Here is a 14,491-nt window from a genome sequence, read left to right on the forward strand (position 1 = left end):
CCACGAAAGCTCACCGAGTCTGGTCAGTGCTCGATATGCTCATCCGGCCGCTTGGTCCGCCGCCCATCCTCTTTCGACAGCTGCGAAAAAATCGTCGCCGCCAGCATCGCCATGATGCCCACCGTCAGGAACGTCAACTGGAACGCGCCGAGCACGGTGTCCACCCCGTCGTTGCCGACCTGGGCGGTAAAGCCGCCGAGCAGCGCGCCAGCACAGGCCACGCCCAGGCTCAGGGACAGTTGCGCCACCACCGACAGCAGGCTGTTGCCGCTGCTGGCGCTGGCGTCGTCCAGGTCAATCAGGGTCACGGTGTTCATCGCGGTGAACTGCAACGAGTTGATCGCCCCCAGCACCGCCAGTTGCGCCAGCAGCAACCAGTACGGCGTCTGTTCGCTGACCAGGCCCATACTCGCCAGCATCAGCCCCAGGGCCAGGGTGTTGCCGGTCAATACACTGCGGTAGCCGAAGCGCTCGATCAAAGGCCGGGCCACGGATTTGGCGACCATCGCGGCTGCCGCCAGGGGCAACATGCTCATCCCGGCCTGGGACGGTGAATAGCCCAGGGCCACTTGCAGCAGCAACGGCACAAGGAACGGCAGGGCGCCGCTGCCCAAGCGCGCGAACAGATTGCCGAGAATCCCCACGGCGAAGGTCCGGGTCTTGAACAGCGACGGTGCGAACAGCGGATTTTCGATGTGCCCGGCCCGTAGCCAATAAGCCGCCAGGCAGGCCATGCCGGCGAACAGCAGCAACATCACGCGTAAGTGCGGCAGGTGCAGTTCACCCAGGCCTTCCATGGCGATGGTGATCAGCACCATCGCCGCGCCAAACAGCAAAAAGCCCAGGCCATCGAACCGCGTACGCTCGCTGCCGCGCAGGTCCGGGATGAATTTCCACACCGCGTAGCAACCCAGCACGCCCACCGGCAGGTTTATGATGAAGATCCAGTGCCAGGTCAGGTACTCCACCATCCAGCCGCCCATGGTCGGGCCGATCAGCGGGCCGAGCAGGCCAGGAATGGTGATGAAACCCATGATCCGCACCAGTTCCGAGCGTGGGTAGGCCCGCAATACGACCAACCTGCCCACCGGCAGCATCAGCGCGCCGCCCAGGCCCTGGATCACCCGGGCACCGATCAGCATGGACAACGAATTGGACAAGGCGCAGAGCAACGAGCCGAAGCTGAACAACAGGATCGCGCCGAAGAAAATCTTCTTGGTACCGAAGCGGTCGGCGATCCAGCCCGAGGCCGGGATCAGCAGCGCCACGGTGAGCATGTAGGCAATGATCACGCCCTGCATGCGCAGCGGGTTCTCCGCCAGGTCGCTGGCCATGGCGGGCAGGGCGGTGTTGAGGATGGTCCCGTCCAGGGACTGCATGAAGAAGGCAATTGCCACGACCCAAGGAAGCCAGCGGGCGGTGACAGCGTCGAGCGGTGCGCGGTTGGGCATGGGGCCTCTTGTATGGCGTGTTGATCAGGAACGGGTGCCGCTGTTGTGGCGAGGGGATTTATCCCCGCTGGGGCGCGGAGCGCCCCCAAAGCAATTGAATGCAGTTAACCAGATACACCAGGTGATAGTTTTTAGGGCTGCTTCGCAACCCAGCGGGGATAAATCCCCTCGCCACAAGTAATCGCCTTCGCAGGTTTGCTTAGGGTTGGTACTACAACGTCAAGGTCAAGCGCTTGACCAGTGCTCCCGGCAACAGCATCGAAGCCGTGGCCCGCTGGCTGTAGGTGCTGGCCGAGAGCAGAAGTTCCCGCTCCCGGCTCAGGCCTTCGAGTTGTGAACCGAGCAGGCTGTAGACACTGTCGTCGAAACGCATGGTGCTGACTGGCGCGACGATCTGGCCGTTCTCGACCCAGAACGTGGCGAAGCGGGTCATGCCGGTCAGGCGCGCGGCCGGTTGGTCCGAGTAGTTCAGGTACCAGAGGTTGCTGATGTACAGCCCGGTGCCGAGGTGTTCGAGGATGTCTTGCTGCTCGAGCTGGCCTTGGTTCATCACCAGCGCCGTGGGGTATTCGTAGCTGCTGGCGCCGTTGGCGTTCAGGCCGTGCTCGGCGGCGCTGCGGGAGTTGATCAACTGTGCACCGGCCATGCCTTTGACGATCAGGCCCAAGTCATCGCGCGGATAACCCTCGTCGGAAAATGCCGGGCTCAAAGAACCGCTGACCTGCTCACTTAGCCACACATCGGGGCTCAAGCTTGCTTCGTTCGCGTAGAACTTCTGCAAGGGACTTTGCTTGCTGGCAATGGCCCGGGCCGAAAACCCGCCCCAGCTGAGCATGCCCATGATTTCTTCCATCGCCGCTGGTGCCAGGTAGGCGCGGTATTCACCGGGCGGCAGTGTGCGCAAGGGGCGGCCCAAAAACGCCAACTGTTCGCGGGCCTGTTCAAAGCGCCTGGCAAAGCCTTCGCTGCTCCATTCGTGCCCGGCGTAGCTGGCTTTTACCGCCTGGCCGTTTTCATGGAACAGGCTGAAATCGAAGTTGAAGCTATTGGCCTGATGCCAGCCGAACGCCCCCGAAGAACTGGCGAAGCCCCGGCTGATGGGGCCGGCGGCATAGAAGCCGACCAAGTCCAGGCCGTCGGCGGCGCGAGTGATTTCGGCCACCGCCTGGTCAGTGTCCGGCAACGGATGGTCTTGCACGTTGTGGCTCTGCCAGTGGTTGTGGTTGAGCAGCAGGTACGGATCGGGTGGCAGCAGTGGCAGGGTTTCGCGCAACTGTTGCAGACCTTCGGCCAGGCGATGCTGGTCGGTTTCGGGCTCACCGGACAAGGTGATCTGCAGATCCGCATGGCGGCCGTCGTCGATCAGTTTGAAACTGACATTGGCCTGTTGCACCTGCCCGGCCTGGCGGACCTTGCCATGGTTGAAGCGCACGAAGGCCGAGGATTCGGCGGCGTAGCCGAGGGTGAACTGTTCCGGCTCATGCAGGGCTTCACGCAGCCAGTCGACCAACGCCTTGAAGGCCACGGCCTGATTATTGACGGTGCTCATCAGGCATCTCCCCCAAACACTGCCACATTGCTGAACACGCACGCCGGCGAGGCATGGCCGACGCGGATGACCTGGTTCGGTTCGCCCTTGCCACAATTTGGCGTGCCCAGGACCTGAGCGGTACTGGCGTCGCCCACCGCCCGCAGGCTTTTCCAGAATTGCGCGGAAATGCCCCGGTAGTTGGGGTTTTTCACCACGCCCTTGAGCTCGCCGTTTTCGATCAATTGGCCCCACTCGCAACCGAACTGGAATTTGTTGCGGGCATCGTCGATGGACCAGGAGCGGTTGGTGCGCATCAGCACGCCGTGTTCGATGCCCTGGATCAGTTGCTCCAACGACTGGTCGCCGGGCTCGATGTTCAGGTTCGCCATGCGGTCGATGGGCGGGCGATTCCAGCCACAGGCGCGGCTGTTGGCGACCCCGCTCAGGCCTGCGCGAAATTGCGACAGCGCACCACCCAGCGGGCGCAGCAACAGCCCTTCACGAATCAGAAATTCTTTGCTGGCGGCGGTGCCATCGTCGTCATGGCTGTAGCTGGCCAGTTCTTCGGGAACGTTCGGGTCGAAGGTCACGTTCAATAGCTGGGAGCCGTATTGCAGATGCCCGAAGTCGTCGGTCGTGACGAAACTGGTGCCGGCGTAATTACGCTCGTCTCCCAGGATGCGGTCCAGTTCCAGCGGGTGACCGATGGACTCGTGGATCTGCAGCATCATCTGGTCGGGCATTAGCAGCAGGTCACGCGGGCCTTGCGGGGTGTTTGGCGCCAGGAGCAATTGCAGGGCCTGGTCAGCGATCTTCGGTGCGGCACCGATCAGGCCGCAGCGGTTGATGACATCGAAGCCGCCTTGCTGGCCGAAGTTCTCACGGCCCAGGGTGCGGGTCTGGCTGTCGTTGCCGTCGAAGGCGGTGACGTCCAGGGCCGGATAAACAAAGCGTTGGGCCTGGCGCAGTTCGGCGCCGGCGCTGTTGAGGTAGATCTGCTCGACCTGGGTCAGGCCGATGCTGACCTGCCAGTTAACCAGGCGCTCATCCTTGGGCACCGCGGCGGATTCGTCGCCCAGTAACTGATAGCAATCGTTGAGGGACGGGAACGCCTGGTCGAAGTGAGGCGAGAAGTAGTCGGCGCGGTCGCTGGAGACCGCCTGCTCGCGCAAGTCGAGCAGGGCGTGTGGCTTGAGCCGGCGGGCTTGTTGTTCGGCCCGCTCCAGCGCCGCTTGCAGGCCGGCCTGGGACAGGTCGTTGGTGGCCGCATAGGCCTCGACACCGTCGACCCGCACGGTCAGCATCGCCCCTTCATCACGGCCCAGGCTGGGCGGTTCGGCGATGTTCTTGCGCACCGACAGATGCTGGCCGGACTCGCGCACGTAGCGCAGGGAAAAGAACTCAGCGCCCGTGCGCAAGGCAGCAAACCGCTGCTTGAGCTGGGGGTGGACATCGAACATGGAACCTCCTTGTCTGGAGTGGCGGTGCAGCGAGGTGTGGCGCATTGACGCGACGGCTCTAGATTAGGCCTGGGTGGGGGTGGGATCAAGGTAGAAGGGAATACTGGAGTGTCAGGGCGGACGCTATCGCGAGCAGGCTCGCTCCCACATTGGATCTTTGGTAAGCACGGAATCCGTGCCGGCCGCCGTACCCATTGTGGGAGCGGGCTTGCTCGCGAATACGGCGGTACATCCAACATTGTTGCAAGCTGACCCACCGCTTTCGCGAGCAAGCCCGCTCCCACAGTCGACGGATGGTGGGCACAAAATCCGTGTCCGCCAAGGCCTCTATGTGGGAGCGAGCCTGCTCGCGATAGCGGTGTGATGCCTTATTGCGCCAGAGGCCCCACTTCCCGCATCGGCTTACCCCGCACCGGCGCGTCGCCGGCCACGTAGTACGGCGCGGTGCTGCGTGGCAATGGCTGGCGGCCACGGATCTTGTCGGCGATTTTCTCGGCGATCATGATCGTTGGCGCATTCAGGTTGCCGGTGGTGATGATCGGCATGATCGAGGCATCGACCACGCGCAGCCCTTGCATGCCATGCACGCGGCCTTCGCCGTCCACCACCGCCATGTCGTCGGTGCCCATCTTGCACGAGCAGGACGGATGGAAAGCGGTTTCGGCGTGTTCGCGGATGAACTGGTCCAATTGCTCGTCAGTCTGCACCTCGATGCCCGGACTGATTTCACGCCCCCGGAACGGGTCGAGCGCCGGCTGTTGCATGATCTCGCGGGTCAGGCGGATGCCGTCGCGAAATTCCTGCCAGTCCTGCTCGGTGGCCATGTAGTTGAACAGGATGCTCGGGTGCTGGCGCGGGTCCTTGGACTTGGCCTGGATCCGGCCACGGCTGGGCGAGCGCATGGAGCCCATGTGTGCCTGGAAACCGTGTTCCTTCACGCCGTTGCTGCCGTTGTAGTTAATCGCCACCGGCAGGAAGTGGTACTGGATGTTCGGCCAATCGAAGTCCGGGCGGGTGCGGATGAAACCGCCGGCTTCGAACTGGTTACTGGCGCCGATGCCGGTGCCGTTGAACAGCCATTCGGCACCGATGGCCGGCTGGTTGTACCAGAGCAGCGACGGGTACAGCGAGACCGGCTGGGTGCACGCGTATTGCAGGTACAGCTCCAGATGGTCCTGGAGGTTTTCACCGACGCCCGGCAAATCATGGACCACCGGGATGTCGAGGCTTTCCAGCAGTTTGGCCGGGCCGACGCCGGAGCGTTGCAGGATCTGCGGCGAGGCGATGGCGCCGGAGCACAGCAATACTTCTTTGCGCGCTCGGGCCTCGACGCGCTCTTCAGCCGCGCCCACCAGATAACGCACGCCGACCGCGCGTTTGCCTTCGAACACGATCTTGTCGGTCAGGGCATGGGTGACGATGGTCAGTGTCGAGCGCTTCTTGGCCACGTCCAGGTAACCGCGCGCGGTGCTGGCGCGACGACCGTTGGGCGTGACGGTGCGGTCCATCGGGCCGAAACCTTCCTGCTGGTAGCCGTTGAGGTCGTCGGTACGCGGGTAACCGGCCTGCACGCCGGCTTCGACCATGGCGTGGAACAGCGGGTTGTTACCGGCCTTGGGCGTGGTCACGCTGACCGGGCCGTCGCCGCCATGGTAATCATTCGGGCCAATGTCGCGGGTTTCGGCTTTGCGAAAATACGGCAGGCAATCCAGATAGGTCCAGTCTTCCAGGCCTGGCAGCTTGGCCCAGTTGTCGTAGTCCAGGGCGTTGCCGCGGATGTAGCACATCCCGTTGATCAGCGAAGAACCGCCCAGGCCCTTGCCGCGACCGCATTCCATGCGACGGCCGTTCATGTGCGGCTCCGGGTCGGTCTCGTAGGCCCAGTTGTAGCGACGACCCTGCAGCGGGAACGCCAGGGCGGCGGGCATTTGCGTGCGAAAATCCAGGCGATAGTCCGGCCCACCGGCTTCGAGCAGCAGGACAGTGACGCCTTCGTCTTCGGTCAGGCGGGTGGCCAGGGTGTTACCGGCCGAACCGGCACCGATGATGATGTAATCGAATACGTGGGACATGAAATGCACCCTCTTTTGAATTGGGTTCAGGTCGCGGTTTGCCTTGACGCCGAGCAACCTGTGGCGAGGGGATTTATCCCCGTTCGGCTGCGCGTAGGAGCTGCCGAAGGCTGCGATCTTTTGATCTTTCGCTCAGGACTCAATTGTCTGGGAAAAGATCGCAGCCTCGTTGCACTCGACAGCTCCTACACCGCAGCCCAGCGGGAGCAAGCTCCCTCGCCACAAAGGCCCCAGTCTCAAGTTCGGCGTCAGATCAGAACACTGAGGCGTATTCGCCCAGTTCGACCTGTACCGATTTGATGCGCGTGAAGTTGTTCAGCGAACTGATGCCGTTCTCCCGGCCCACGCCCGATTGCTTGTAACCGCCGACCGGCATTTCGGCGGCCGATTCGCCCCAGGCGTTGATCCAGCAGATGCCGGCTTCGAGCTGATGAATCACGCGGTGAGCGCGGTTCAGGTCGCGGGTCACGACGCCCGCGGCGAGGCCGAAGTCGGTGTCGTTGGCGCGGCGGATCACTTCTTCTTCGGTTTCGTAGGTGAGGATGCTCATCACCGGACCAAAGATTTCTTCGCGCACGATGGTCATCTCGTCGGTGCAATCGGTGAATACGGTCGGTGCAACAAACGCACCCTTGGCCAATTCGCCGTCGGTCAAACGAGCGCCGCCGCACAGCAGGCGCGCGCCTTCGGCTTTGCCTTTCTCGATGTAGCCCAACACGCTTTCCATGTGGGCGAAGCTCACCAGCGGCCCGAAGTTGGTGTTTTCATCTTCTGGATTGCCGATGCGAATACGCGCCACGCGCTCGGCGATCTTGGCTTCGAAAGCCGCCTTGAGATGGCTCGGCACGAACACGCGGGTGCCGTTGGTGCAGACCTGGCCGGAGCTGTAGAAGTTGGCCATCATCGCGGTGTCGGCGGCGCGATCCAGGTCGGCGTCGTCGAAGATGATCAGCGGTGACTTGCCGCCCAGTTCCATGGTCACGTCCTTGAGCGACGAGCTCGAGGCGCTGGCCATGACTTTCTTGCCGGTGTCGGTGCCACCGGTGAACGAGATTTTCTCGATGCGCGGGTGCTCGGTCAGCCAGGTGCCGACTTCACGGCCGCTGCCAGTCAGCACGTTGAACACACCCGCTGGAACGCCGGCTTCGGTGTAGATCTCGGCCAGTTTCAGGGTGGTCAGCGAGGTGACTTCGCTCGGCTTGAAGATCATCGCGTTGCCAGCTGCCAGGGCCGGTGCCGATTTCCACAACGCGATCTGGATCGGGTAGTTCCACGCGCCGATGCCGGCCACCACGCCCAGGGGTTCGCGACGGGTGTAGACAAACGAAGTGGTGCGCAGCGGCACCTGTTCACCTTCGATGGCCGGCACCAGGCCTGCGTAGTATTCCAGCACGTCGGCGCCGGTGACGATGTCGACGTAGCGGGTTTCGGAGTAGGCCTTGCCGGTGTCGAGGGTTTCCAGAGCGGCCAGTTCATCGTTGCGCTCGCGCAGGATGTCCACGGCGCGGCGCAGGATGCGCGAGCGCTGCATGGCGGTCATTGCGGCCCAGACCTTCTGGCCTTTTTCGGCGCTGACCACGGCGCGCTCGACGTCTTCTTTCGTGGCCCGCTGCACTTGGGCGAGTACTTCACCGTTGGCAGGGTTGATGGCTTCGAAGGTGGCGTCGCCGCTGGCATCGCTGTACGCGCCATCGATGTAGAGTTTTTGCAGTTCGAAACGGGCCATAAAGTCCTCGCAAGTGCATAAGTGGTTGGCTGACCACCGGGGCGTGTCGTCTACAGCTGACTACGCGGTTCGGTGGCGGTTCAGGAATCGAGCGGTTCTGTGTGCTCTGACACCCCTGCTTTGGCCAGTTGGAAATCCATGTATTCGTAAGCGATCCGGTGCGCCTGGGCGGTATCGAACGCGTCTCCCGACAGCGCCCCGCGCAGCCACAAACCGTCAATCAACGCGGCCAGGCCCCGTGCCGCGCTGCGTGCCTCATCCAGGGGCAACACGCGGCGGAACTGGCAACACAGGTTGGAATACAGACGGTGATCGTTGATCCGCTGCAACCTGTGCAAAGACGGGTGATGCATGCTGGTGGCCCAGAAGGCCAACCAGGTTTTCATTGCCGGGCCATTGACCTGGCTGGCGTCGAAGTTGCCTTCGATGATCACCTGCAGGTGAGCCCGTGGGCTTGGGTCCTCCAACGCCTGACGGCGTGCGGTGACGTTCTCGCTCAGGACAGTCATCAGGTACTGGGCCGTGGCCGCGATCAGGCCATTCTTGTCCTTGAAGTAGTGGCTGATGATGCCGTTGGAGACACCGGCCAAACGGGCGATCAGCGCAATGCTGGCGTCCCCCATCCCGACCTGATCGACCGCTTGCATAGTGGCTTCGATCAATTGCTGGCGGCGGATGGGTTGCATACCGACCTTGGGCATCTGGTACATCTCCTTAGGCCATCCGATGGACGAGTGAGGTCTATCGGAATGAAGGCCAGTCTATTTTGTTTTAATTGAACGTTCAATCAACAAAAACAAAGTTCTATGACAAGTCGTCGCTGTTTGTCGGGATTCATGTGTGAAAACCCGCAGAACAGGGGGCGAGGACTTTTTCGGGATGTCTTTATAACACTCGTTGGTTGGTTGCCGAGCAAACGGCGGTCACGCCTGCCCCTCGTGGCGCGGGAGTTTGCTCCCGCTGGGTTGCGGTGTAGGAGCTGTCGAGTGCAACGAGGCTGCGATCTCTTCCCAGACAATTGAGTCCTGAGCGAAAGATCAAAAGATCGCAGCCTTCGGCAGCTCCTACGCGCAGCCGAGCGTGAGCAAGCTCCCTCGCCACCAGGGGCAGTGCCAAGGCATATCTGCACAAACAAAAACGCCGCGATCATCTCGCGGCGTTTTCGTCGGTTTCGCTTAGCCCAGGTTTTTGCCGAGCAGTGCGTGGTACAGCTCACTGTCGCCAAGAATCCCGACGACCTGCTGGTTATCGTGAAGCACCAGTTTATTGCCGGTCTGGTAGCGAATCTGCAGCGCGTCGCGCATGCCGATGTTGGAGTCTACCAGGGTCGGACGACGGCCCAGGCCTTCGACGGCTTGGCCCGGGGCCCAGTTTTGCAGGTCCAGCGCCGCGCCGTTCTGACGGGCGCCCTTGATGGTGTTGCCTTCGGCCAGATCGAGCCAGGAGTCGCCGCCCGGATCCAGGCACACCGAACCGTTGATGCGCTTGCAGTTGTCCAGGGTGCGCATCAGGCTGCGGCCACAGAGCACGTTGAGCGGGTTGGTATGGGCGACGAAGGTGCGCACGTAATCGTCGGCCGGGTTCAGCACGATTTCTTCGGGCTTGCTGTACTGGATGATCCGGCCGTCTTTCATGATCGCGATCCGGCTGCCCAGCTTCAGGGCTTCGTCCAGGTCATGGCTGACGAACACGATGGTCTTGCTCAGTTTGCGTTGCAATTCCAGCAATTCGTCCTGCAGGCCCTGGCGGATCAGGGGGTCGAGGGCCGAGAAAGGTTCGTCCATCAGCAGGATATCGGCGTCCATCGCCAGGGCGCGGGCCAGGCCGACCCGTTGCTGCATGCCGCCGGACAACTCGTCAGGTTTCTTGTTGCGCCACTGGGTCAGGCCCACCAGCTCAAGTTTTTCATCCACCAGCTTCTTGCGTTCCTTTTCCGGCCGGCCCTGCATTTCCAGGCCGAAGCTGATGTTTTCGCGCACCGTCAGCCAAGGCATCAGGGCGAACTTCTGGAACACCATGGCGATGCGCTTGGTACGCATCATCTTCAGCTCGGCCGGGCTGCAGGAGGCGATGTCGATCTGCCGGCCTTCATGCTCGACGAACAATTTTCCGCGACTGACGGTGTTCAAGCCGTTGATGCAACGCAGCAGGCTGGATTTGCCGGAGCCGGACAGCCCCATCAGTACGCAGATTTCGCCTTTTTCAATGTCCAGGCTGGCTTTTTCCACACCGACGATTTGCCCGGTTTTCTTCAGGATTTCGTTGCGCGTCATGCCTTGGTCGAGCAGCTTGAGGGCTTCACGTGGATCTTTGGAAAAGATCACGTCGACCTCTTCGAAGCGGATTATGCTCATGCGTCACCCCCTACTTTGGCGTCGGGTTGCTTGCAGATTCGGTCGAGCATGATTGCCAGCAATACGATCGCCAGGCCTGCTTCGAAGCCCAGGGCGATATCAGCGGTGTTCAGTGCGTTGACCACGGGTTTGCCCAGGCCGTCGGCACCCACCAGCGCGGCGATGACCACCATCGACAACGACAGCATGATGCATTGGGTGATACCGGCCGCGATGCTGGGCATCGCATGGGGCAGTTCGATACGGGACAGCAGTTGGCGACGGGAGCAGCCGAAGGCTTTGCCGGCGTCCATCAGTTCGTCTGGAACGTCGCGGATACCCAGGTAGGTCAAGCGGATGGGCGCGGCAATCGCGAACACCACCGTCGAGATCAGGCCAGGGACCACACCCAGCCCGAAAAGGGTCAGGGTAGGAATGAGGTAAACGAAGGTCGGTACGGTCTGCATCAGATCGAGCACCGGACGCATCATGGTGTAGAACAGCGGCTTGTGCGCGGCAACAATGCCCAGCGGCACGCCGATCAAGACACAGACCAGGGTCGCGAACAGCACCTGGGCCAGGGTTTCCATGGTTTCCTGCCAGTAACCCAGGTTCAGGATAAGCAGAAAGGCTGCGATAACGAAGACCGTCAGGCCCCATTTGCGCTGGATAAAATGCGCCAGTAGAGCGATGAGGCCGATCAAGACAAGCGGGTTGAACCAGGTCAGCGCAAACGTCACGCCGTGAATCATCGTTTCCAGTGACAGGGCGATGGCATCGAATGTGTTGGCGCCGTGTTGCGTCAACCAATCGACAAAGCTCGCGATGTACTGGCCCAAGGGTATTTTCTGATCAATCAGCATGGTAGTGAACATCCGCATGCAAGGAATAAACAGCCCGGACGAGCGAACCCGCCCGGCATAAAAGCATTACTGCGCAAGCTTGGCTTTCACGGCGTCCAGGCCGGGTTTACCGTCAATGGTGGTCACGCCAGCGAGCCAGGTATCGAGTACCTGTGGGTTTTTCTTCAGCCAGGCCTTGGCGGCCGCGTCAGGCTTCATCTTGTCGTCAAGCACGTTGCCCATCAGCGTGCTTTCCATGTCCAGGGTGAAGGCCAGGTTTTTCAACAGCTGACCTACGTTGCTGCATTCCTGGACGTAGCCTTTGCGGGTATTGGTGTAGATGGTTGCCTGACCGAAATTCGGACCGAAGTACTCGTCACCACCGGTGAGGTACTTCATCTTGAAGCGGGTGTTCATCGGATGTGGTTCCCAACCCAGGAACACTACGGCGGTGCTGCGGCGCTCGGCGCGGTCGACCTGTGACAACATGCCGGCTTCGCTGGACTCGACGATCTTGAAGCCGGCGTCCTTGAGACCGAAGGCATTCTTGTCGATCATGCTCTGGATCAGGCGGTTGCCGTCGTTACCCGGTTCGATGCCGTAGATCTTGCCGTCCAGTTCCTTCTTGAACTTGGCGATGTCGGCGAAATCCTTCAGCCCTTTGTTATAGAGCTCTTCGGGTACCGCCAGGGTGTACTTGGCGTTCTCCAGGTTGGCCCGCACCGTATCCACGGTGCCGGCTTCGCGGTAGGCCTTGATGTCGTTTTCCATCGTCGGCATCCAGTTGCCGAGGAACACATCCATGTTCTTGCCGTCGGCCAGGGACTTGTAGGTCACGGGTACGGAAATCATGGTGGTCTTGGTTTTGTAGCCCAGGGCCTCGAGTACCACGCTGGTGGTGGCGGTGGTCACGGTGATGTCGGTCCAGCCGACATCGGAGAAGTTGACGGTGCTGCACTGCGCGGGTTCAGCAGCGTTGGCCAGCAGCGGAAGACTCAGCATGGCGGCCAACAACAACGGCGTGGAACCTTTCATGGGTGGACTCCTGGTGTTTTATCGGCGGCGCCCGTTCAAGGACATCCGCACTTTTTTTGGATGTTGCGGTTGGGGGCGCGTGAGCACTCTCTGACACGCGGCCTTGCAAACGAGCCGTAACCGATCATGTACCAGTGCAAATCTGTCGCCTACAGGGTGCGTCGTATCCAGTACAGGGAGGGTCGCATCCAGTGTTAGTGACGTCGTTTACAGATTTTTTTCGCCCTTGGCTGGCCTCTGATACGCAAAAAACGTCGTAAAACCGGGGCAAAGGGCGGGCGACGTCGGTGGGCATGATTGCGTCGGTGTCAGACGTCGAACGCCCTGGCAAAAGCCGGATGATGCGGGCATCCCGGCGTTGAGCGTAGCAGCTCCGCCACCGGGCGCTCCTGCGCCCGGATGTGCCTGTTCTGGAGGTTCTCGGCAATGGCAATCAGCGTGTTCGACCTGTTCAAAATTGGTATCGGCCCGTCCAGTTCCCACACCGTGGGGCCCATGCGCGCTGCAGCGCTGTTTGTGCAGCGTTTACGTGAACAGGGTGTTTTGGAACAAGTAACGCGCCTGGAAGTTCAGCTTTACGGTTCCCTGTCTGCCACTGGCATCGGCCATGGCAGTGATAACGCCGTGATCATGGGCTTGATGGGCGAGTGGCCAGACGCGATCGACCCGTCGCAGATTGGCCCCCGCATCGAGCTGCTGCGCGAAACCCAGACCCTGCTGCTGGACGGTCGTCTGCCGGTGCCTTTCGTCTGGTCCCGGGACATGCGCCTGATCGACGAAAACCTGCCGTTCCATCCCAATGCCATGACGCTGGTGGCCGAAGGCGACAACGCTGAATTGCACCGTGACACCTACTATTCAGTCGGCGGTGGCTTCGTCGTCGATCAGGCCCAGGCGTCCAGCGGCGTGGTGGATCTGGATGCCACCGAGTTGCCTTACGATTTTTCCAGTGCCGAAGAACTGCTCCAGTTGTGTCGCACCCATAACCTTCGGGTGGCCGAGCTCATGATGGCCAACGAAAAGGTCTGGCGCTCGGAGGAGGAGATCCGCAGCGGCCTGATGAAACTCTGGCGGGCGATGCAGGACTGCGTCGAGCAAGGTCTCAAGCACGAGGGCATTCTGCCCGGCGGTTTGAATGTGCGTCGGCGAGCAGCCAAGTTGCACCGCAGTTTGCAAGAACTGAACAAACCCAATGTCATCGGTTCGACCCTGAGTGCCATGGAATGGGTCAACCTGTTCGCCCTGGCGGTCAACGAGGAAAATGCCGCCGGTGGACGCATGGTGACGGCGCCGACCAATGGCGCGGCGGGAATCATTCCGGCGGTGCTGCATTACTTCATGAAGTTCAGCGAAGCGGTCACCGACGCCAATGTGGTGGATTATTTTCTCGGCGCGGCGGCGGTGGGAATCCTGTGCAAAAAGAACGCCTCTATTTCCGGCGCCGAAGTCGGTTGCCAGGGGGAAGTGGGCTCGGCATGCGCCATGGCTGCCGCGGGCCTGGCGGAGATCCTTGGCGCGACCCCCGAGCAACTGTGCAACGCGGCGGAAATTGGCCTGGAACACAACCTCGGCCTGACCTGCGATCCGGTGGGTGGTCTGGTGCAGGTGCCGTGTATCGAGCGCAACGCGATAGCGGCGGTGAAAGCCATCAACGCTGCGCAGATGGCGCTGCGCGGAGACGGCCAGCACTTCATCTCTCTGGACCGGGTGATCCGTACCATGCGCGACACCGGCGCCGACATGCATGACAAATATAAAGAGACATCGCGCGGTGGCCTGGCGGTCAGTGCGGTGGAGTGCTGATCGCCTCGCCAGAGGCGATCGCATATCGCTCACAAAATGCACACTGATCCACAAACGCGCCACCTTTTAGCGCGTCGCAAACAGACATGACACCGTTTGTCGGACCCACCGCTGTTCGTCCCTCGACCGTTCGTCATTCGCACCTGTGGTGATACCGGTTGCGCAAGTGCCGCAGCCCAGTTCCCACAAGTGCTACCGTTCTGCTCACGGCCGGCTGTGGCGGGGGCCCGCCCCCCCC

10 protein-coding genes are annotated in these 14,491 nt (G+C 61.6%); 1 reads left to right on the top strand and 9 read right to left on the bottom strand.

The window, feature by feature from the left end; translation table 11 throughout:
- Positions 1–23: 23 nt before the first annotated feature.
- The 9 genes from mdtD to HU811_RS16900 form a co-directional block, all read right to left on the bottom strand.
- Positions 24–1,451: a multidrug transporter subunit MdtD gene (gene mdtD, locus HU811_RS16860; protein WP_092401648.1), complete on the bottom strand. Its 1,428-nt coding sequence runs from the start codon at positions 1,449–1,451 to the stop codon at positions 24–26.
- Positions 1,452–1,662: 211 nt separating this feature from the next.
- Positions 1,663–3,000, bottom strand: coding sequence for a metallopeptidase TldD-related protein (locus HU811_RS16865; protein ID WP_186657056.1), 1,338 nt, complete (start codon positions 2,998–3,000; stop codon positions 1,663–1,665).
- Entirely contained in the window at positions 3,000–4,442 is a 1,443-nt protein-coding gene (locus HU811_RS16870; protein WP_186657059.1) for a TldD/PmbA family protein, read from the bottom strand. The genes HU811_RS16865 and HU811_RS16870 overlap by 1 nt, the downstream gene beginning before the upstream one ends.
- A 368-nt stretch (positions 4,443–4,810) precedes the next feature.
- Positions 4,811–6,514, bottom strand: a complete 1,704-nt coding sequence (betA, locus tag HU811_RS16875; RefSeq protein ID WP_092401657.1) for a choline dehydrogenase — start codon at positions 6,512–6,514, stop codon at positions 4,811–4,813.
- 253 nt (positions 6,515–6,767) lie between these two features.
- The gene (betB, locus tag HU811_RS16880) at positions 6,768–8,240 is read right to left on the bottom strand and encodes a betaine-aldehyde dehydrogenase (protein ID WP_092401660.1); all 1,473 of its coding nucleotides are present in this window, start codon (positions 8,238–8,240) and stop codon (positions 6,768–6,770) included.
- An 80-nt stretch (positions 8,241–8,320) separates the two neighbouring features.
- A complete protein-coding gene (gene betI / locus HU811_RS16885) occupies positions 8,321–8,941 on the bottom strand; it encodes a transcriptional regulator BetI (protein ID WP_186657062.1) in 621 nt (206 codons plus the stop codon).
- Between the two features lie 474 nt (positions 8,942–9,415).
- The gene (gene choV / locus HU811_RS16890) at positions 9,416–10,594 is read right to left on the bottom strand and encodes a choline ABC transporter ATP-binding protein (protein WP_092403483.1); all 1,179 of its coding nucleotides are present in this window, start codon (positions 10,592–10,594) and stop codon (positions 9,416–9,418) included.
- On the bottom strand, positions 10,591–11,436 hold the full coding sequence (gene choW / locus HU811_RS16895) for a choline ABC transporter permease subunit (RefSeq protein ID WP_092403485.1): 846 nt from the start codon (positions 11,434–11,436) through the stop codon (positions 10,591–10,593). The genes choV and choW overlap by 4 nt, the downstream gene beginning before the upstream one ends.
- Positions 11,437–11,502: 66 nt before the next feature.
- Positions 11,503–12,450 carry a choline ABC transporter substrate-binding protein gene (locus tag HU811_RS16900; protein WP_092403481.1) on the bottom strand — a complete coding sequence of 316 codons (948 nt, stop codon included), beginning with the start codon at positions 12,448–12,450 and terminating at the stop codon, positions 11,503–11,505.
- 426 nt (positions 12,451–12,876) lie between these two features.
- On the opposite strand from HU811_RS16900, the gene HU811_RS16905 reads away from it, so the two are divergent.
- On the top strand, positions 12,877–14,253 hold the full coding sequence (locus tag HU811_RS16905) for an L-serine ammonia-lyase (protein WP_092403479.1): 1,377 nt from the start codon (positions 12,877–12,879) through the stop codon (positions 14,251–14,253).
- Positions 14,254–14,491: the final 238 nt, after the last annotated feature.

This window comes from Pseudomonas tehranensis (assembly GCF_014268615.1).
Lineage (GTDB): Bacteria > Pseudomonadota > Gammaproteobacteria > Pseudomonadales > Pseudomonadaceae > Aquipseudomonas > Aquipseudomonas tehranensis.